17 protein-coding genes are annotated in these 19,869 nt (G+C 39.3%); 10 read left to right on the forward strand and 7 right to left on the reverse strand.

Annotated elements, in window-relative coordinates; translation table 11 throughout:
• Nucleotides 1–187 precede the first annotated feature (187 nt).
• From B2W36_RS01365 to B2W36_RS01390, 6 genes are all read left to right on the forward strand, one after another.
• On the forward strand, nt 188–1,054 hold the full coding sequence (locus B2W36_RS01365) for an AraC family transcriptional regulator (protein WP_293885048.1): 867 nt from the start codon (nt 188–190) through the stop codon (nt 1,052–1,054).
• 2 nt (nt 1,055–1,056) lie between these two features.
• Nucleotides 1,057–1,482: a DUF983 domain-containing protein gene (locus B2W36_RS01370; RefSeq protein WP_209574781.1), complete on the forward strand. Its 426-nt coding sequence runs from the start codon at nt 1,057–1,059 to the stop codon at nt 1,480–1,482.
• Nucleotides 1,483–1,517: 35 nt separating this feature from the next.
• Nucleotides 1,518–2,687 carry a cysteine desulfurase family protein gene (locus B2W36_RS01375; RefSeq protein WP_293886191.1) on the forward strand — a complete coding sequence of 390 codons (1,170 nt, stop codon included), beginning with the start codon at nt 1,518–1,520 and terminating at the stop codon, nt 2,685–2,687.
• Between the two features lie 81 nt (nt 2,688–2,768).
• The gene (locus tag B2W36_RS01380) at nt 2,769–3,095 is read left to right on the forward strand and encodes a HesB/IscA family protein (RefSeq protein WP_293886192.1); all 327 of its coding nucleotides are present in this window, start codon (nt 2,769–2,771) and stop codon (nt 3,093–3,095) included.
• 295 nt (nt 3,096–3,390) lie between these two features.
• Nucleotides 3,391–4,398 carry an aspartate--ammonia ligase gene (gene asnA / locus B2W36_RS01385; RefSeq protein WP_293886193.1) on the forward strand — a complete coding sequence of 336 codons (1,008 nt, stop codon included), beginning with the start codon at nt 3,391–3,393 and terminating at the stop codon, nt 4,396–4,398.
• A 186-nt stretch (nt 4,399–4,584) separates the two neighbouring features.
• Nucleotides 4,585–5,889 carry a DEAD/DEAH box helicase gene (locus B2W36_RS01390; protein WP_293886194.1) on the forward strand — a complete coding sequence of 435 codons (1,305 nt, stop codon included), beginning with the start codon at nt 4,585–4,587 and terminating at the stop codon, nt 5,887–5,889.
• Between the two features lie 727 nt (nt 5,890–6,616).
• On the opposite strand, the gene B2W36_RS01395 is transcribed toward B2W36_RS01390, so the two are convergent.
• The 4 genes from B2W36_RS01395 to B2W36_RS01410 form a co-directional block, all read right to left on the reverse strand.
• Entirely contained in the window at nt 6,617–7,345 is a 729-nt protein-coding gene (locus tag B2W36_RS01395; RefSeq protein WP_293886195.1) for a menaquinone biosynthetic enzyme MqnA/MqnD family protein, read from the reverse strand.
• Nucleotides 7,338–7,964, reverse strand: coding sequence for a histidine phosphatase family protein (locus tag B2W36_RS01400; RefSeq protein ID WP_293886196.1), 627 nt, complete (start codon nt 7,962–7,964; stop codon nt 7,338–7,340). Before B2W36_RS01400 ends, B2W36_RS01395 begins: the two co-directional genes overlap by 8 nt.
• A gap of 13 nt (nt 7,965–7,977) precedes the next feature.
• Nucleotides 7,978–9,177 carry an aminofutalosine synthase MqnE gene (gene mqnE / locus B2W36_RS01405; RefSeq protein ID WP_293886197.1) on the reverse strand — a complete coding sequence of 400 codons (1,200 nt, stop codon included), beginning with the start codon at nt 9,175–9,177 and terminating at the stop codon, nt 7,978–7,980.
• 103 nt (nt 9,178–9,280) lie between these two features.
• On the reverse strand, nt 9,281–11,104 hold the full coding sequence (locus B2W36_RS01410; protein WP_209574794.1) for an ABC transporter ATP-binding protein: 1,824 nt from the start codon (nt 11,102–11,104) through the stop codon (nt 9,281–9,283).
• A gap of 267 nt (nt 11,105–11,371) precedes the next feature.
• Here B2W36_RS01410 and B2W36_RS01415 point away from each other — a divergent pair, with 267 nt between their 5' ends.
• The gene (locus tag B2W36_RS01415) at nt 11,372–12,532 is read left to right on the forward strand and encodes a pyridoxal phosphate-dependent aminotransferase (protein WP_293886198.1); all 1,161 of its coding nucleotides are present in this window, start codon (nt 11,372–11,374) and stop codon (nt 12,530–12,532) included.
• A 130-nt stretch (nt 12,533–12,662) separates the two neighbouring features.
• Nucleotides 12,663–13,502 (forward strand): prephenate dehydrogenase, encoded by an 840-nt coding sequence (locus B2W36_RS01420; protein WP_293886199.1) that lies wholly within the window; start codon nt 12,663–12,665, stop codon nt 13,500–13,502.
• 58 nt (nt 13,503–13,560) lie between these two features.
• Here the strand turns inward: B2W36_RS01420 and B2W36_RS01425 are convergent, their stop codons facing one another.
• The 3 genes from B2W36_RS01425 to B2W36_RS01435 all read right to left on the reverse strand — a co-directional run bounded on the left by B2W36_RS01425 (nt 13,561) and on the right by B2W36_RS01435 (nt 17,927).
• Entirely contained in the window at nt 13,561–14,781 is a 1,221-nt protein-coding gene (locus tag B2W36_RS01425; RefSeq protein ID WP_293886200.1) for a tetratricopeptide repeat protein, read from the reverse strand.
• A 46-nt stretch (nt 14,782–14,827) separates the two neighbouring features.
• Nucleotides 14,828–15,214 carry a hypothetical protein gene (locus B2W36_RS01430; protein WP_293886201.1) on the reverse strand — a complete coding sequence of 129 codons (387 nt, stop codon included), beginning with the start codon at nt 15,212–15,214 and terminating at the stop codon, nt 14,828–14,830.
• Nucleotides 15,215–15,314: 100 nt separating this feature from the next.
• On the reverse strand, nt 15,315–17,927 hold the full coding sequence (locus B2W36_RS01435; RefSeq protein ID WP_293886202.1) for a TonB-dependent receptor: 2,613 nt from the start codon (nt 17,925–17,927) through the stop codon (nt 15,315–15,317).
• 355 nt (nt 17,928–18,282) lie between these two features.
• Here B2W36_RS01435 and B2W36_RS01440 point away from each other — a divergent pair, with 355 nt between their 5' ends.
• Both B2W36_RS01440 and B2W36_RS01445 read left to right on the forward strand, forming a co-directional pair.
• Nucleotides 18,283–18,912, forward strand: coding sequence for a Crp/Fnr family transcriptional regulator (locus B2W36_RS01440; protein ID WP_293886203.1), 630 nt, complete (start codon nt 18,283–18,285; stop codon nt 18,910–18,912).
• Nucleotides 18,913–18,977: 65 nt separating this feature from the next.
• Complete coding sequence (locus B2W36_RS01445) at nt 18,978–19,820, forward strand: NAD(P)-dependent oxidoreductase (RefSeq protein ID WP_293886204.1); 843 nt, start codon at nt 18,978–18,980, stop codon at nt 19,818–19,820.
• Nucleotides 19,821–19,869 lie beyond the last annotated feature (49 nt).

The following is a 19,869-nucleotide window of genomic DNA, read 5'->3' on the forward strand; positions in this document are numbered from 1 at the left end:
AATGTGCTCCAAATCCCAATCTGGTTTGCGTCATGAGCAGTAACATGTGTCAATACCGAATAAAAGCTAAGAACACGATTTTGCCAATAGGATCTTCTTGTAATCAAAGTGACAAAATCATTGAAAAACACCACAGAATAAAAAATAAACACCACTTTAGAAAGAATATTTAACTTAATTTTGTCATATGATTAGAAAAAACACCATACCTATTCTTGATAGTTGTAGTATTGACCTGAACAATAACACAACGCTTCATATTGATGATCTTAAAGCATATATCATCAAACATCAGGATATGGTGTTTCCACACAAACATAATTTTTTTCATTTTGTTCTTTTCACGCAAGGTTCGGGCGAGCATATCATTGATTTTAATCAGTATAAGATTGAGCCTTATCAGATTTATTTTATGGTTCCTGGTCAGGTCCATACCTGGAATTTTGTGGGAGATGAAGCCGGTTATGTTGTCAATTTCTCTATCGACTATTTTCAATCCTTTCTTTTACGTACGGATTACCTCGAACGCTTCAGTTTTTTACAGGGCAAAATTGAACATCTAATATTCGTTTTGGCTGAACAATATCGAAATCAAGCAACAGCTATTCTGGATCAAATCATATTTGCGAAAACCGAGCGGCTATCGGAAGATTATATCCGTACACTTTTGTTGCAGTTTATATTATTTATATCAATTGGTACAGAGAAGGAGCACCTCGAAAAAGGCAACCCTTACAATCATAAAATATTCAATAGCTTTCAGCAATTAGTTGAGCAGCAGTTTAAAGCCACAAAGCTGCCCAGCATTTATGCAGATCAGCTATTTATCACACCGAATCATCTCAATGCGATCTGTAAATCCTACATTGGTCAATCTGCTGGAGAAATTATACGGAACCGTATTGTTCTTGAAGCGAAACGACTTCTGGTCAATAGGAATTTAAATATTACCGAAATTGCAGATGAACTGCAATTTAAGGACAACTCTTATTTCACTAAATTTTTCAAAAAATCTGCTGGACTCACACCTGAAGAGTTCAGAAAACAACTATAACTATGGAAGAAGTTAAATACGAATTATCTGAATTTAAAGCTGCATGGCGAGCAAAATGTCCAAGATGCAGAATCGGCCATGTGTATCAAGGACCTGCCTACGGTATGAAAGTCCAAAAAATGAACAGCCACTGTGAATACTGCGGCCTGCGCTATGAGCGTGAACCAGGATATTTCTATGGTGCGATGTACGTAACCTATGCTTTTGCAATCGCTGAAATGGTTACCGCCTGTATGGCAACTTATATTTTAACCGGCAACGATTCTTCATTCATACTCTATGCCACAGTCGCTATTATGAGCGTTGTGTTAATGTCTCCATTCAACTACCGCTATTCCCGTATCATACTGATGTATTGGTTAACTCCAGGCTTAAGGTATGACCCAAATGTCAAAAAAAAGGAAGTTGACGTTAAGGCTTCAGCATAACTTTCATTATTCATATCTTTATCCGAATGAAGGATATGATATATTTAGACAATAATGCCACGACGCGTATTTTGGATGAAGTATGGAACGAAATGACACCTTACTTCCTCCAAAACTATGCAAATGCATCAAGTGTCTATCACCAAATGGGCCGTGAGTGTAATGCAGCGGTACAGCAAGCCCGCAACAATATTGCAGCTGCGCTTAACTGTGCTCCAAAAGAAATATTCTTCAATTCTGGCGCGACGGAGAGTATCAATACCGTCATTAAAGGTATATTCGAAAAATATCAATCGAAAGGAAAGCACATTATCACCGTCGCAACAGAACACAAAGCCGTATTAAGTTGCTGTGAGCAATTGGCTAAAAAAGGAGCAAAAGTTACCTATCTTCCAGTAGACGCCCAGGGCATGATTGCCCCGCATGATCTAAGAAGTGCGATAACCGAGCAAACAATATTGGTCTGTATTATGGCGGCCAATAACGAAACAGGTGTATTGTCTGCGATCACGGATATTGCCGAAATCTGCACCGAAAAAGATGTTTTGTTTTTTTGTGATGCGACACAGGCCATCGGAAAAGTCAATATCGATTTACAGCAGTTGAATATTGATATACTCTGCTTAAGTGCCCACAAAGTTCATGGGCCAAAAGGAGTCGGCGCACTCTACATCCGGAGAAAGTCGAGACCGATTCAGATTAGCCCGCTTATTATAGGTGGAGGCCAAGAAAATGAATTTAGGGGCGGTACATACAACGTTCCTGCAATCGTAGGATTTGGAAAGGCTATCTCCTTCATTCATCCAGCACTATATAGCACAGTTGAAAGAAACCGTGACCTCTTGGAAGATTTGCTAAACGATATCCCCGAAATTATCATTCACGGGAAAAATGTACCGCGTCTACCAAATACCAGTTACATCAGCTTCAGACATATCCTAGCCAGTGAAATAATGAATGCCTGCCCCAAACTTGCACTTTCCTCTGGCTCGGCTTGTGTGACCGGATCCAGGGAACCTTCGCATGTGCTAATGGCCATGGGACAATCCAAAGAAAACGCATTATCTGCTATTCGATTTAGCTTAAGCCTATTGACCACCAAAGAGGAGATTATCCAGTGCGCAGAAATGATCAAAAAAGCTGTCAAAAAAATACGCGATCAATCGCCTATATGGCAAATGTTCAAAGATAGTCTGATCAATTAATTTATGACATTCTAAAAACTTTATTACAGCAGAAATATAGCAAGATTGTACGTATCTTTGCGGTATACAAAGGATAATACTATGATTACAGTTACTGACAAGGCAAAAACTCGTATCGAGGAAATCATGAAGGATGAGCAATATGACAGCAATTACTTTGTGCGCGTTGCTGTAGAAAGCGGAGGCTGCTCAGGTTTAAGCTATAAGCTTAACTTCGACAACGAAGAAAAAAAAGGTGATCAATTTTTTGAAGATAAAGGAATAAGAGTCTGTTTGGATATTAAATCATTTTTGTATTTGGCTGGTACAGAGCTTGATTATTCTGACGGTTTGGAGGGAAAGGGATTTGAATTTCACAATCCCAATGCAAGTCGCACATGTGCTTGTGGCGAAAGCTTTTCCGTATAGCCAATACCTATAATGCAGTCTATACAAAAGAGCCTTGAAGATACTTCAAGGCTCTTTTGGTAACTAACCCAACACTTTTAGCTGTTCAAAAGATTATTAGTTTTATAATTAAATATTAGCCTGTCTCCATTTTGTTAGAATTTTTTTATTTTTTCAAGTTTTTAATAGATAAATATTAAAAATCACAATCAAACACATTAACCAATGATATTTTCATACTTTTGTAGGAAATAACTGAATAAAAAAATAAAAAACTGTGCGTAGCAGTCCGCGCATGGTATTTCATTTAACACATATGGAGGGAAGAAAACTTTTAAATACCGAAGTTGCTATCAGCTTCGTTAAAGATACATTTGTCCAACAATTAAAAAAAGCCTTAAATTTAATTCCAATCTCTTCACCACTGGTGGTTTTGGACGGGACCGGGTTAAATGATGACCTGAATGGAATTGAGCGTCCGGTATCATTTCCAATAAAATCATTGAATGAAAAAAGAGCTGTCGTCGTACATTCCCTTGCAAAATGGAAAAGAGTACGTTTAAAAGAGCTCGAGATGTTATCTGGCGAAGGCATCGTTACAGATATGAAAGCACTGCGTCCTGATGAAGATTACACCCCTATTCATTCCATCTATGTAGACCAATGGGATTGGGAAAAAGTAATTGATAAAAATCAACGCAATTTGGCTTCATTAAAAGAAACAGTACTAAAAATTTATGAAGCTTTGCGATTTACCGAATTACAGGTTGAAAGCAAGTATCCAACTATAAAAGCGATTCTTCCAAAAACCATTACATTCATTTCATCTGAAGACTTGTTGCAAAAATACCCCAACCTAACTGCTAAAGAACGTGAAAATGCAATTACAAAAGAACACGGTGCCGTATTCTTACATGGCATTGGAGGCGCCCTCAGCAATGGCGTAGCTCACGATGGTCGCGCAGCGGACTACGATGATTGGAGTACAGCTAATGAAGCCGGTCACAAAGGATTGAATGGAGACATTCTTGTATGGAACCCAATTTTAAATTCAGCTTTTGAACTTTCATCCATGGGAATCCGCGTTGATAAAGTGGCGCTAGCACATCAAATGGAAATCAGAAACTGCACAGAAAAATCAAAACTGACTTTTCACAGCATGCTGCTGAATGACGAATTGCCTGAATCCATGGGCGGAGGTATCGGACAATCGCGCGTCTGTATGTTTATGCTCAAGAAACAGCATATAGGCGAAGTTCAAGTCAGTATATGGGAAGAGGACAAAAAAGAGTCTTTAAGAAGAGAAGGTATTGATATTTTATAAATCGATACCTATTAGGAATCAATATAATCCTATCTCCAACCTTATTCTAGTTATACTATAAATAAGCACCCGGTAACTATCTTTTGTAGACCGTTAACCTGGTGCTTACTGTATCGATCAACTTGTGTTTGAATATTCATTGCTGTTTGTTCTCTGCAGAATAGTAGTATTTCGTATTTTTGTCGAATGCAGTTAAAAGCTATTTTAGACAAATTAGATATTTCATCCTTAAATGAAATGCAAGAAAGGGTGTTGGAATCGTATCAGAAGGATCGCGATTTTCTCCTACTTTCGCCAACCGGATCTGGCAAAACTTTAGCCTTTTCATTACTCATCTTGCAACAATTGAAGGCGGAGGCTCGAAAAGTTCAAGTATTAATAGTAGTGCCTACACGCGAGCTTGCTTTACAGATTGAACAAGTGCTACGCAAGGTCGCTACAGGCCACAAAATCACTTGCGCATATGGTGGACATCACACACGCATCGAAAAAAATGCTTTCAAGGATGCCCCTGCAATTATCATTGGAACACCAGGACGTATAAAACAGCATATTGAAGAGCAAAATTTTGATCCCTCCAACATCCATACTCTTGTGCTGGACGAGTTTGACAAATCATTGGAACTCGGATTTCAGCATCAAATGGATTTTATTATTCAACACATCCCCACGATCAAATCAAGAATATTAACTTCCGCAACGATGATGGAAACGCTCCCACCGTTCACGCAAATAAAACAGCCCATCCTTGTTGACTTTCTTCACAACTCAAAACATACCCCGCAGATTACAATTAGAAAAGTAGTTACTCCAGTTCAAAAGAAATTAGAGGCACTACTTAAACTCATCTGCAAGATTGGCACAAAAAAAATGATTGTCTTCTGTAATCACCGCGATGCAGTAGATCACATTAGTGAACTTCTCGACAACCGCAATATTATCCACGATACCTTTCATGGGGGACTTGAACAACAGGATCGCGAGCTGGCACTTCTAAAATTCCGAAACCATTCTAATCATGTACTGATCACAACAGACCTTGCTGCAAGGGGATTGGATATTCCAGAAGTTGATGCCATTATACATTACCAGTTGCCACACAAAGAAGACGATTTTACTCACCGTAATGGACGCACAGCCCGTATGCAAGCTAAGGGTGATGTCTATGTAATCCTCAAACCGGAAGAAATATACCCTTACATTCCAACAGAAATACCTGAGGAAGAATTCCCGGAATTCTATAATCTCCCTGAAAACTCACCATTTACGACACTCTATATTAGTGCCGGGCGAAAGGATAAGATCAACAAGATCGATATTGTCGGATTTTTGCTCAATTTGGAAGGAGTTGAGAAGGATGACATTGGTATCATAGAAGTAAAAGACAAATCAGCATACGTTGCTGTCCGAAGAAAATTTGCTTCCATTATTATCAATAAAGCGAATGGGCAAAAAATTAAGGGACGTAAAGTGAAAATTGGACGCACCTAATTACCCCAAGATAAATCCATTAGAGATGCAAGTATAAATCAAATTTTATGCTTGCATTTCTTTTTTCAGGATATGATGCCTTCTCCCCCCGTATTAATTCCATCCTTATTTAGCTTATATTCTCTCTTTCAAGAGATAAATTCTTGATCAATCATTGCGCGTGCCGTTGCCATGGAACAATGATCCATCATTTATGATACGGGAAGCGCCTTTTAAAAGTCGAGATTCGACACGTGTGACTAATGAACTAGCACTCGACATAGCGATAGCAATTTAGCTTTAAAACAAGCGCGTTCCCAAGAAATTAAGACTTTTCTTGGCGATTAAATTAACCTTTAAACAACACCACCTTGACCATTATCAAGGGGATAACAGGGGGTTAACAGGGGGTCATCAGGGGTATACCGGTGCTACCCCCTTGTTAAATCGGTGTTAAATTAGTGTAATGCCCTTTTTAATGATGAATTTGGTGCACACTTGGTTATAATAATTACTGGCAAGGGCAATATAATGGATAAACAATGCGAGTTATCCATATAACTATTCATACGAATTTGATGACAGAAAAATTCGGTGATAAGATGAAGGTAGGGTTAGTTTAGGCTACAAATACAATCGTCAGATAAGCAGTATACATCAATGTAAATAGCTCGTCTGGCGATTGAATCCGAAAATCTTTAGGGTAGTAATTTTAAGCATTATTCCGCCCAGGTCAAACACCTCACGATTAATCCAATGCTTTTAAGTAGCGAAGATACAATTGTACAGCCTCTCGCTTTTTATCTGTTAAATGGAAATCGAGATGCTGTGTTAAATATTTTGTGTAATCAAAGCCTTCAAACTCGGGTAGACCGGCAATAACATCAGTTGCATGTTCCACACCATACGCTAAAGCCTCATTAAATTGTTCCACAAAAGATACTGGAAGCACTTTGTTGCTTACCCATAAAGCGAAAGCGAAGGGCAGTCCTGTAAAATTAAACCACTCTTTTCCCAAATCATAGACATAGGGAACTGCGTTCTTTTTACCGAAGGTGCGATCTCCAATTAATACATAAGCATCTGGCTCGGTAGATTCGTCAGTGATCAATTCTACTTCTTTTTTCCAATAGTTCTTAATCAATACACGGGCTAATCCGTTTGAAGTGCGCGATTGTCTATCCAAGCGTAAGGTTTCCACCTCTTCAATAGGTTTATTAGCAAAAATAAATACGGAATCGACGGCACCTTCTGTACCTATACAAAAATCCGTATTGATATAATATTCAGGAAGACTTAACAAAGCAGCTGTCGGGATAATACCGATATCAGCTTCGTCATCAATTACTTTCTGTGCACATGCACTTGGGTAATCGACACTCAAGTCAATCTGTTCCATTATTTTTGATTGACGTATACCATTCAGAAATGGATACGTATTTGTATACGATACGGCAGAAACTCTAATTTTATTCATCTATCAATGCTTCTAAGTGTGCAATATTGTAATGGTCTACAATCTCAAATTGACCATTATCATACAGCAATTTATATAAAGCAGTATTGGTGTGCGGAAAATCATCCATATAGCGGGCCTCTACGCCCGTCATGAGGCAAAGCATAATCCTTAATGCACGTCCGTGCATACATACGAGAATATTCTTTTCGTCTGTCTGAGCTAGCATATGATCCAAGGCGACCTGCTGACGGGCCATCAGCTCATTGGGAGACTCTCCGTTTTCAATACTTACATCCAATTCTCCATTGCGCCATGCTGCTACTAATTTTTCAAAACCAGCTAACAACTCCGGTGTTTGCTCTTTTCCCTCATAAACTCCCCAGCTTATTTCATCCAATCCAACGAGCTGTTCCCAAGGTAAGTTCAAATCAAGAAATCCCTGCACAGTTTGATGCGTACGCAATAAGGTTGAGGTATATATTTTATCAAAAGGCACGGTATTGTAACGATCAAAGAAAGCCTGAGCTTGTGCTATCCCCATCTTGTTCAGCGGCGAATTAACTCCTCTCCCCTGTACAATGCCTTTTAAATTTAGATCAGTCTGTCCGTGCCGTATAAAATAAAATGTCTTTTTCAAAGTATGAGTCTAGTTATGAATTAACAACGGGTAATGCGTAATAGCTTTTCTTTTGATTACCTTGATCAAATACAAAATCTTTATAATCTGTAACCACGTTATACAGCGTATCTCTTTCAATAGGATGACGGCCAACATTTTTTATGAGTTCAACAACTTCTTGTGTGGTCATTCCCGGCTTTTGCTCCTCCGCTCCTGCCATGCTGTATATCTTTGTTGTATCGTCCAATGTTCCATCGATATCATCTACGCCAAACGCCAAGGATAACTGCGCTGTATCTCTTGAGATCATTGCCCAATAGGCCTTAATATGATCAAAATTATCCATGTATATCCGAGCAACGGCATAATTTCTCAAGTCCTCTATCACGGATACTTCTGGAATATGGGACATTTGGTTCCCTTTATTTCTAAATTTCAAAGGAATAAATGTCTGAAAGCCCCCCGTCTTATCCTGCAATTGTCTTAAGCGATCCATGTGATCTACGCGGTGCCAAAACTGTTCTATATGACCATAAAGCATGGTTGCATTGGTGTGCATACCTAGCTTGTGTGCCTGCTCGTGAATATCTAACCATTGTTCAGCCGTACATTTATCATGCGCGATCTGTTCTCTGATTTCTGGATGAAAAATCTCTGCACCTCCCCCCGGCATAGAATCCAACCCACAAGATTGCAAATACTTGAGGCCATCGTAATGGCTCAGTTTTGCCTTCTTAAAAATATAGTAATATTCAACAGGTGTAAGTCCTTTGATATGCAGTTCAGGACGATGCTCCTTACATCTACGGAAAAAATCGGCGTAAAACTCGAGGTTTTGTTTAGGAACGACACCTCCCGTGATATGAACTTCCGTCACAGGCTCATTGTCATACTTTTTGACAATATCCATCATACCGTCAACCTCCATCTCCCAGCCTTCTGCCCGCTCCTTTATGAGCCTGGAATACGAACAGAACTTACAGTCATAGACACAGACATTGGTCGGCTCGATGTGAAAATTACGATTGAAAAAAGTACGGTCACCATGACGTTTCTCACGGATATAATTCGCAAGTACACCAAGATAGCCCAATTCACCTTTTTCATACAAAAGAACTCCTTCATCAAACATGATACGTTCCTCTCGCAAAACTTTCTCCGCTATATTTCTCAATTCGACTGCTAAGTTTTTGTCGTTAATCAAGAAATTCAAATTATCTATTGCGTTCATTAAATGTATCTCCTATCTTAAATCAAATGTACCGAAAAGGCTACAAAAGTTATAATAAAAAAATGTGACAACAACTAATTTGACAAAGCGCTTAAAAAGTGGCCTAATCCGTAAATTGTTGCATTTCGATTAATTTCCGATACAATCCTTCGCGCTGTATCAGCTCACTATGGCTGCCCATCTCTACAATCTTCCCCGCTTCAATAACCACAATTTTGTCAGCATTCTGAATGGTACTTAAGCGATGCGCAATGACAACTGTTGTTCTATTATCCATTAATTTATAAAGAGAGTCCTGTACCAATTTCTCAGATTCAGTGTCTAAAGCGGAAGTCGCTTCATCGAGTAGCATGATTGGCGGATTTTTTAAGACGGCTCGCGCAATACATATGCGCTGACGTTGACCACCTGATAATTTGCCGCCCCTATCGCCGATGTTGGTCTGGTAACCATGCTCCGTTTTTAAAATAAATTCATGCGCATTCGCAATCCGTGCAGCAGCTTCTACTTCCTCCTGACTCGCAGAAACATTGGCAAAAGCAATGTTGTTAAAGATCGTATCATTAAATAAAATAGATTCCTGATTGACTACACCGATCATATCCCGTAAAGAATCCTGATTTAACGCCCTTAAATCTGTACCATCAAAGAGAATCTGCCCATCCGTAACGTCCATAAATCGCGGAATTAAATCGACTAAAGTCGATTTACCACCTCCTGAAGGACCTACCAATGCAACGATTTTCCCTTTCTCTATCGTTAAATCAATATGCTGTAAGATTTCTTTGTCTTGGCTATACGAAAAACTCACCTGATTAAATACGATACTTTTCTCAAAGCTTTTAACAAGTTTGGCATCTTTGGAATCTTTGACTTCAGTCTTTTCATCAATAAGTTCCAAAACCCGTTCACCCGCGGCAAGACCATTGTGGATACCACTAAAAGAATCTGTTAAAGCTTTTGCAGGACGCATGACCTGTGAAAAAATAGCGATGTAGGCAATAAACTCCGGTGCGGTCAAGCTTTTGTCGCCTGAAAGGACCAAATGACCTCCATACAGAAGAATAATTGCCACCATAATAACGCCAAGCAATTCAGAAACGGGTGAACTTAACTGTTGCCGTTTAGCCATAGCGCGTCCGATATTCGCATAATGTTCGTTCTCATTATGAAACCTGTTCTTAATAAACGATACCGCATTAAAAGCTTTAATTATTTTGATGCCAGACAACGCTTCATCCAAATAGGATATCATATTTCCATAAGATTCCTGAGCAGCATGGGCCTGAGTTTTGAGATTTTTAACAATCCTAGCGATAAAAAACCCAGAGATGGGAATAACCAAGAGCGAAAAGAATGTCAATTGTGCTGAAATGTTAAACAGCATGACAATATAGGCTATTAGCTGCAAAGGCTCTTTAAAAACAACTTGTAAAGTGCCTGTAACAGAATATTGCACCACCTGTACATCTGAAGCAACCTTAGACACAATATCCCCTTTTCGCTGCCCCGTAAAATAGCCAACATGCAGATCCATCACGTTATCAAAAACCGCTCTGCGCAATTTGAGTAAAGTATGAATGCGAAAGTTTTCCATGATACGTTGGCAGAAATAACGAAACAGATTGCTGATAAAAACTGAAATTACAATAACAATACACACGTATTTCAACGCACCATAGGCTCCAAGCTGGTTATTGGCAACACTTGCATAGTAATTAAACCACGCGAGAATGTCGGTATAAGTCTCGGGTTTTACCGCTTCGACGGTCGTATTACCAGCGTTAAAAAGTGTATGGAGTAATGGAGCAAGCAATGCTAAATTTAATGTACTAAAAATAACCGTGATCAGCGTGAAAATTACATATGGGATTGCAAATTTCTCAATGGGTTTAGCAAACGATAAGAGCCTAAAATATGTTTTCATTTAATTTCAACTTAGACAAACTACTCTTCAACAAAAAAGTAACTCGTCGATCTCTCCTCTTCCTTTCAGATTTTTATGGAGGAAATTGAACAAAAATAACAAATTAATCAAGAAAAGCACCTATCGTGTTAAGTGACTATAAAATTGTTGCATCCAAAGAACAAAAGCGTTCAACCTGCTCTGCTTGAAAAATCGATAAAAAAATCTCATTTTAATGGATAATTCCCTAATTTAGCCTTATTCAAACACCATATTTAGTAAAATAAAATGCAAATAGACGTTGCCAAAAGATTGCAGCACACCGAAGAATATTATTTCTCCAAAAAATTAAGGGAAATAGATGATTTAAATAAACAGGGTATGCGCGTGATCAACCTAGGAATCGGAAGTCCAGATTTGCCCCCGCATCGGGAGGTAATCGAGACATTAAGTACGAATGCCCAACTCCCAAATGCGCATGGCTATCAAAATTATAAAGGTGCTCCTGCCCTACGACAAGCCGTTGCGGATTGGTATCAACGTTATTATCATGCAACTTTTAATCCAAACACAGAGATACTCCCCTTAATTGGATCAAAAGAAGGGATTGTGCACATCTGCATGACCTATCTTCAAGAAGGAGATAAAGCGCTTATCCCCAATCCTGGATACCCCGCTTACGCTGCAGCCGTACGGCTGAGCGGTGCCGAAGCGATTACCTATAACCTAACGCAAGAGAAGAATTGGCTTATTGATTTGGATGAGCTCAAAAAACAGGACTTGTCAAAGGTTAAATTGATGTGGATAAACTATCCCCACATGCCAACCGGTGCCTCTGCGCCTGATGCATTTTATCAGGAACTGATTCAATTTGCCAAAATGCACAACATCCTGATTTGCCACGACAATCCATACAGCTTTATTTTAACGGATACGCCAAGAAGCATTATGAGCATGCCTGGTGCGAAAGACGTGGCCATTGAATTGAATTCCCTGAGCAAATCTTCCAATATGGCCGGATGGCGAATTGGTGTACTTGTCGGTGCCGAAGAACGTATAAATCAAGTGCTGCGTTTCAAAAGCAACATGGACTCCGGTATGTTTTTACCTGTTCAGCTGGCGGCTGCAAAAGCCTTACAACTTGATGCATCCTGGTATGCCGATCTAAACAAAATTTACGCCGAAAGACGTCAACAGGTTTATGAAATTATGGATTTACTTGACTGCTCCTATCAAAAAGACCAGGTAGGCCTGTTTGTCTGGGCACGTATCCCCGAAAAATATAAAGATGGGTATGCGCTCAGCGACGCTGTTTTGGAGAAATCACGCGTATTCATCACACCTGGGGGAATTTTCGGAGATAAAGGCGATCAATACATCCGCATCAGTCTCTGCGCTACAGTAGCGGTACTCAAAGAATCAATACAGCGCATTCAAGATAATTTCTAACCCCTTTAATGTCTGGAAGCCTTAAAAAAGCGTAGAATTTTAATTAGTATAATTGATCAACACACAACCAAGGTATAAGTGTTCATGTATAACCCTTGAACACTTATAGGCTTAATATAATTGTTTACATATGAACATTGCCATTGTAGGCGTAGGCTTGATCGGCGGATCGGCTGCCATTCGCCTAAAAGAAACAAAATTCTGCGACAAAATCATCGGTGTAGATAAAAGTCAGAAGAACTTAGATAAAGCAATGCATATCGGCTTCATTGACGAAACGGCAAGCTTAGAGGATGCGATTAAAAGGTGTAAAGTATTGGTGCTTACGATTCCTGTCGATGCCATTTTACATGTTGTTCCTCAAATTTTGGATCTCGCCACCGATCAGGTCGTCATTGACATGGGATCAACGAAAACAAATATTCTTCATAAAATTAAGAATCATCCTAACCGGGGGCGTTATGTAGCAGCCCATCCAATGGCCGGAACAGAATATTCGGGACCGGAAGCAGCTGTAGCCGGCTTGTTCAAAGGCAAAATGATGGTATATGTCGAAGCATTTAAAACCGATGAGGATGCGTTCGAGATCGCCGATGCTATTACGGACCAACTGGAGATGCGAAGTTGTTTTATGAATGCCGATGAACATGATGTACATACCGCTTATGTATCCCACATCTCCCATCTCACTTCTTTTGCACTTGCCTTAACGGTATTGGAAAAAGAAAAATCTCAAGGACGTATTTTCGAACTTGCAGGCTCAGGATTTGAATCCACCGTTCGTCTGGCCAAAAGCTCACCGGATATGTGGACACCTATTTTCAAGCAAAATCGAGAAAACGTACTCGAAGTGCTCGAAGAGCATATCAAGCAACTTCAATCCTTGCATGACGCTATTGCCACAGAGGACTATGACAAATTACACAAACTCATTACCCGTTCCAATAAAATAAAAAGGATTATCAAATAAGGGTTTATCACTAGAAAACAGTGCGCATAAACAAGGCCCCTACTCAGGTCGGCCTTGTTTATTCATCTTCCAATTCATTGAACTTATCCAAGTCTGCTCTCGCTCCGACAGCGTCACCCAGTTTTTCGCGAATTGCGGCACGATAAGAATACAAATCAGAATAATATGGATTCAGATCGATCGCTTTGGAATAATCTGCCAGCGCTTGCGTAAAATTCTCGAGCTTTTCATTCAGATCGGCTCGCAATGAATACACATAAAAATCTTCCGGATTGAGGCTTACAAGGCGGTCAAAATCCAGTAATGCTTCCTTAAAATTACCCAAACGCTCGAATAAAGAGGCTCTTTCTTCATACACAATTGACGAGTTACCATCGATTTCTTCTGCCTGAGCATAGTCTTGCAATGCACTCTGGTAATTGCGGTAAGATTCAAAAACTTTTGCGCGAAATATATAAGCAGCAGCTCGGTTCTTATCAAGAGCGATGGCCTGATTGAAATCAAACAATGCCAATTCAAAACAGGTCAATTTCAGGTACAAACTTCCCCTGAAAACAAAAAGATTACTATCGCTACTCTCAGAATTAACAATAGCCAAGGAATAAAGATTGATCGCCTTTAGATAGCTATAGGAATGAACATATTCAAGCCCCAGTGAATTTATCTCATCTATACTTAGCTGTTGAGATTTTGATTCCAGCTCCTGAATAACCAGGTTTTCAGCTTCGAAGTAAGTTAATTCAGCCTGATTTTCCTGCCATTCCAATACACTATGATAATTAAAATCCAGTCTCTTCGCAATCTGATAGTCATAAAATGCCCCCTCATCTTCTTCGATCTGTCTGTAGATTAAACAACGGCTGGCATAGAAAAATGGTTCTTCTGGAAAGTGCTCGATAGCATTAGTGAACGTTGCAATGGCCTTGTCATAAGTCGCTATCTTAAGATAATAAAGTCCCAAGTAGCTATAGGCAAGCGCGTGATCTGTCAAATCAATGGCCTCCTCAAACAAAGCAACAGGATTACCGTTTCCAAGGATACCAATATTAAACCCTTCCAATAAGCATCGAAGAGCGCGATCGCCAACTGCAGAAAGCCAATCAGACGGAAAAGGCGGACAAGATTGAGGAAAAAACGATGCAATGGGCAAAAAAGAAAACTTAGCAAGAAGTATGGGTACTGGCAGTGTAAAATCTGATTCCACAAGAGTATTGTTTTGAAGAATAACAGCTAGATTCGAAAACATATGCTTCATACCCAAAACTAAGCTAAATTTCATTACAAAAGAAATTTAACCAGCGATCAGTTCCCCTATTTAGATATTCTTATCCATGAATTTCTCCGGTTAGGTACAAATATTTATAACGGATAATATCTCTTGAATTGGTAAACCGGATTAATTTTTCCTTTTTAAAAACATAATTGGAAACTTTTTCTTCCATCAAACGCAAAAATTCGACAAATTCGGCAAAAAAGTTTTGACGTTCAACGGGTGTAAATTGACTATTTTTAACAATCCAGAAGAATTGCTCTTCATTCACATGGAAGGAAACCTCATTGTGCTTTTCTTTTCGAAAAATAAAGATTGGATCATTTTCCTGGTTAATAAATAAAGCAAAGCCAGTATTTCCACCATCCAGATTAACGACAAAAGCAGAAAAATAGATAGTACCGATCTGTAAACTTTCCAGACAAATTAATTTATGCAACATCAGGTTGACAATTAGATCACCTAAAATTATTAAGTTTTTATTTAAAAACAAAAAAAGCTCACAAAATATTGTGAGCTTTTTGTAAATAGAGTAAAATTTACTAGAAGGTAAATTTCACCGATGCGTTCCACGTTCTACCCTGTCCGATTAAAACGAAATTGGATGTATCTATACCATTCCAAGAATTGTTAACATCTGTGACCAAGTTGCTGGATGTTGCTTCAGAAATATAAAACTTATTCAACACATTGTTCATGTTAACACGGAAACTTATATCGTTCTTATCACTCACCTGCAGATGGTAAGAAAGACCTGCGTCCAAAAGATTGAAAGACGGTAATTTCAGATAACGCCCATAAGTTTGCCCATCGATTACTTCTCTGCGATAATTCGATGCGTACAAACGCTCATAATATCTATAATTTGCGTCTACAGATAGCCCCTTAAACACCTTATATTTAGCACCAAATCCATAGGAAGTTTGGGCAGCGTTACCAACATGTTCGCCTGTCAAGTTTACCTGTGAGCGTCCCAATTCTATGCGGTTATCGTTACGCACGACCGAGTTTACTGCGCCATCGTACTTCCAATCACCGATAGATAAAAATCCTGTCAGACTCAACTTTTCTACAGGACGGGCTTCAAAATCTACTTCTACGCCTCTATGGACCTGCTTAACACCGTAATTTGTTGTATATAAATAGGCTCCCTCTACCAAAATGCCAGGGTCGTTTGTCGGGTTATATTTTTTCACATCATCTGCTGTTGCTAAACTTGAGCTTCCAGTAACACGATTTTCCCAGGTTGTGCGGTAAACATTGACGTTCACATCCAAAAATCGAGAAGCAAATTTATAACCAGCCTCTAAACCCAGGATTTTTTCGTTTTCGGCATTTTCATTGATATCATTGGCATAATTCATGAAAATATTGTTTTGATATGGCTGACGGGAATAATACCCTGCATTACCAAAAATACTATGATGCCCCAAAGTATAACTTACACCACCTTTCGTATTGTATCCAAAGTTGTTCACGTCTTTAGAATCCTCATTACCCGGTGTATATTGAAAATAATCAGAACGTTTGTTTTGCTGTTCAGAAACCGATCCTTGGAAAAATGCCGTAAAGCCATTTTTCGCATACTCCAATTGACCAAACAGACCTCCATAACGGATGTACTGATTGTAATCCCAAGCTAAACGTTCATCACGCGAATCAGGTTTACTGGAGAACGCCTTCCATGGATTTGTCGAATAGGTGTTCGTAACTAGCGGTTTGTTAGGAAAATTAACATTACCACCTAATACAACACCATTTGTATTACCTAGCGGATTGGTCAATTTACGATAGTGTGTACCTTTGTAATCCCTTACATCAAAGCCCACATTAAAATTAAGGGATTCTGAGAGCTTACGGTTATAATTAGAAACTATACCAAACCATTGGTGATTGTTCACATCAGCAGCCAAATATTTACCTGTATTGTATTTATCACTCCGCAAAGATTGGCCCCCACCTGCCGCTAAAGAAGCATATACAACGGTAGATAAAGATGATTTATCGTCGATCGTCCAGTCCCAGTTTAAGTTGGCTACAGGCTTATGATAAAAATTCTTCTGCGCATTCATCATCACGCCATTTGCATCCTTATAGTTGTCGTTGTAACGTCTGCCATTAGCAAGATAGTTCGACAATTTTGAGGTATATCCTTGGTTATGCCATTGTGGAGCACCTGTTACCATAAAGTTCAGGTTGTGCTTTTCATTTGCTTTATATCCAACAGACAAGAAATAACTTTGTCCAGCACCTTCTGTATGGTCCATATAACCGTTACCTGACCACTGTGTAAACATAGCCGAAACAGCAAAACCGTTTTTCATAAGACCGGTATTGTAACCTACCGTTGCCTTCATAAACATATCGTTACCAACAGTGGTGCGGACAAAACCGCCCTCTTTCATTGCAGTGGATTGTGTCACGTAATTTACGGTTCCGCCGACAGATGAAATCGCTAACTTAGATGATCCCAAACCACGTTGAATCTGCACTAAAGAGGCGATATCTGTAAGTCCCGACCAATTTGACCAATATACACTTCCATTGTCCATACCGTTGATCGGCTGGCCGTTCAACAGAAATGCGGTATTGGACTGATCAAAACCACGTGTTGTCATAGAAGACTCACCAAAACCTTTTGCCTGACCAGTGATATAAACCGAAGGGGTATTAGCTAATGCTGAAGTAATATCCTGTGCTCCTACCCTTTCCTCTAAATCCTGCTTACGGATCGTCGAAACGGCAATCGGCGTCTTTCTTCCTGCCGCAATATCGATAACCCCATGACCGACAACAACAACCTCATCCAAATTTGTTGAAGATCCAGCCGTAAAAATTGGATTGATATTCAACGATTCCCCCGATTTCAGCATGATGTTTTCGAAAACAACAGGCGTTTCGCCAATGTAAGTTACCTCTACTTTGTAGGGGCCTCCTTCTTGAAGATTTGAAATTTGAAATTTTCCTTCGGCATCGGCTGAGCCACTTATTACTTGTCCACTTGGGATGTGGGTAATTTTAATGGTTGCTCCTTTAACCGTTTGTCCAGTAGCTTCTTTGACAACTCCTGAAACCGAACCAGTATTTGCTGTTTGACCTTGAACGGCACTATAACTAGCAAAGACAAGGGCAAAAAAAAGTAAAGACTTTTTCATGGTAGATGTGATTGTTTTGTTTTTGTGCTGCAAAACTAGGAATTGATTGTCTTTTTAACTAATTTTAACATGCGTGAAGTCCCATCTTATCTCGATACGTAAAAAAATATTTTTAGCCTTCCTTATAAAAACATGGATTCCCTGAAAAAATGGGCAACAGATAATAAATATGGCTAAAATAAACACAATGTATTCATCATATTTTTGAAAAAACACTAAATTTAACAGGAATAAAATTTTGTCTTATTTGAATAAGTAACCTTTTTGAGTTTCATGCGGGGATTTTGCAGTAAAGTTTTTTCTGCAAACAATCCAATAAGGTTATATTATAGATACATTCAACTAACTGAAAAATATGTTGTCAATCCAACAAGCTTATAACGGAATTCTTGAACCGTCATTAATCGCGGAAATAGCGGAAAATGCGCAGATAAAAACGTTTAATGAGGGGGATCTCATTATCGATACCAATCAATATATCAAGTCCATGCCCCTGCTCTTAGATGGAGCAATAAAAATTGTTCGCGAAGACGAAGATCAGGGAGAATTGCTGCTTTATTATCTGGAGCGAGGTCAAACCTGTACGATGTCAATTGCCTGCTGTCTAGGAAATAAAAAGAGTGAAATCCGTGCACGTGCTGAGAAAAAAACTACGGTGGCCATGATTCCCAACGAACTTGTCAATCTTTGGATGGGAAAATATCCTTCTTGGCGAAATTTCATAATCTCAAGCTATTCAAGCCGCATGGAGGAAATGTTGCAAGCCATTGATAGCTTAGCCTTCTCTAATATGGAAGAACGAATTATCAACTATCTCCAGGCGAAGGTAAAACTGAATGACGACCGAATACTCACCCTCACCCATCAAGATATTGCTTCCGACCTCAACACATCCCGTGTGGTTGTCTCCCGAATTTTAAAAAAGCTGGAACAGGAGGATAAAATTGTATTGCTTCGGAACGAAATCAGGGTATTAGTGGATTGAGCAAAACATTCGTATCTTTAGCTATAAGTAAATTTCGAAAGGTACTCATATCATTTTTATTTTAGATGAAGATAGAAAAATTAGGATTTATAGGACTAGGAAATATGGGTTATCCCATGGCTAAAAATCTAGAAAAAGCCGGATTCCCGCTTTCTGTTTATAACAGAAACAGCAGTAAGACACTGGGTTTTGAAGAGCATTTGATCAGAAAAGATATCGCCGAACTCGTCGATCAAAGTGATATCATATTTTCCATGCTCACGAATGATGATGCTGTCGAAGATGTATATGAAAAAATCCTTCACTGCAATGTCAAGGGTAAACTATTTGTCGATATGAGTACGATCTCGCGCGAAGGCTCTGTTTCTACTGCATCGAAATTAAAAGAAAAAGGCGGGGCTTTTATTGATGCACCTGTAGCCGGCAGTACTAAACCAGCGGCTGAAGGTTCCCTTATTATTATGGTCGGTGGCGAATCAGAACATGTTCATCGCGCTACACCTTACCTTGAGAAAATGGGCAAATCGATCAAACATCTTGGGGAAAATGCCCAGGGGATCTCGGCTAAACTTGCCATAAACTATTTTCTTTCCACCATTTATCAAGGGCTTGCGGAGACGATCCTGTTTTCAGACAAATTGGGCATTAATCGGGGGCAAATGCTCGAAATTATCAACGATAGTGCCAGTGGCAGTGGTGCGACAAAAGTGAAAACACCTTTGCTTGTGGAAGAAAATTATGCTCCAGCGTTTGCACTGGATCTTATGCTAAAAGATATCCGGCTGGCCCAACAGGCTGGCGCCGATTATCCGCTTTTAAAAGCACTGCTTGAGACGTACGGAAAAGCGCATGAAAACGGTTTTGGACAACTCGACGTTATCGGCATTATTGAATCTATAAAGTCTTGATTCACGTTGCAAAGAGCAAAAGGTAACCCAATCAAAAAGGATAAATATA

The organism is Sphingobacterium sp. UBA3549, from assembly GCF_002376635.1.
Classification (GTDB): Bacteria; Bacteroidota; Bacteroidia; order Sphingobacteriales; family Sphingobacteriaceae; genus Sphingobacterium.

Excerpts from the sequence above, each read along its gene's own strand:
- B2W36_RS01365 (WP_293885048.1), top strand. The coding sequence starts at position 188 with ATGATTAGAAAAAACACCATACCTATTCTTGATAGTTGTAGTATTGAC.
- B2W36_RS01370 (WP_209574781.1), top strand. The coding sequence starts at position 1,057 with ATGGAAGAAGTTAAATACGAATTATCTGAATTTAAAGCTGCATGGCGA.
- B2W36_RS01375 (WP_293886191.1), top strand. The coding sequence starts at position 1,518 with ATGATATATTTAGACAATAATGCCACGACGCGTATTTTGGATGAAGTA.
- B2W36_RS01380 (WP_293886192.1), top strand. The coding sequence starts at position 2,769 with ATGATTACAGTTACTGACAAGGCAAAAACTCGTATCGAGGAAATCATG.
- asnA (WP_293886193.1), top strand. The coding sequence starts at position 3,391 with ATGGAGGGAAGAAAACTTTTAAATACCGAAGTTGCTATCAGCTTCGTT.
- B2W36_RS01390 (WP_293886194.1), top strand. The coding sequence starts at position 4,585 with ATGCAGTTAAAAGCTATTTTAGACAAATTAGATATTTCATCCTTAAAT.
- B2W36_RS01395 (WP_293886195.1), bottom strand. The coding sequence starts at position 7,345 with ATGAATAAAATTAGAGTTTCTGCCGTATCGTATACAAATACGTATCCA.
- mqnE (WP_293886197.1), bottom strand. The coding sequence starts at position 9,177 with ATGAACGCAATAGATAATTTGAATTTCTTGATTAACGACAAAAACTTA.
- B2W36_RS01410 (WP_209574794.1), bottom strand. The coding sequence starts at position 11,104 with ATGAAAACATATTTTAGGCTCTTATCGTTTGCTAAACCCATTGAGAAA.
- B2W36_RS01415 (WP_293886198.1), top strand. The coding sequence starts at position 11,372 with ATGCAAATAGACGTTGCCAAAAGATTGCAGCACACCGAAGAATATTAT.
- B2W36_RS01420 (WP_293886199.1), top strand. The coding sequence starts at position 12,663 with ATGAACATTGCCATTGTAGGCGTAGGCTTGATCGGCGGATCGGCTGCC.
- B2W36_RS01425 (WP_293886200.1), bottom strand. The coding sequence starts at position 14,781 with ATGAAATTTAGCTTAGTTTTGGGTATGAAGCATATGTTTTCGAATCTA.
- B2W36_RS01430 (WP_293886201.1), bottom strand. The coding sequence starts at position 15,214 with ATGTTGCATAAATTAATTTGTCTGGAAAGTTTACAGATCGGTACTATC.
- B2W36_RS01435 (WP_293886202.1), bottom strand. The coding sequence starts at position 17,927 with ATGAAAAAGTCTTTACTTTTTTTTGCCCTTGTCTTTGCTAGTTATAGT.
- B2W36_RS01440 (WP_293886203.1), top strand. The coding sequence starts at position 18,283 with ATGTTGTCAATCCAACAAGCTTATAACGGAATTCTTGAACCGTCATTA.
- B2W36_RS01445 (WP_293886204.1), top strand. The coding sequence starts at position 18,978 with ATGAAGATAGAAAAATTAGGATTTATAGGACTAGGAAATATGGGTTAT.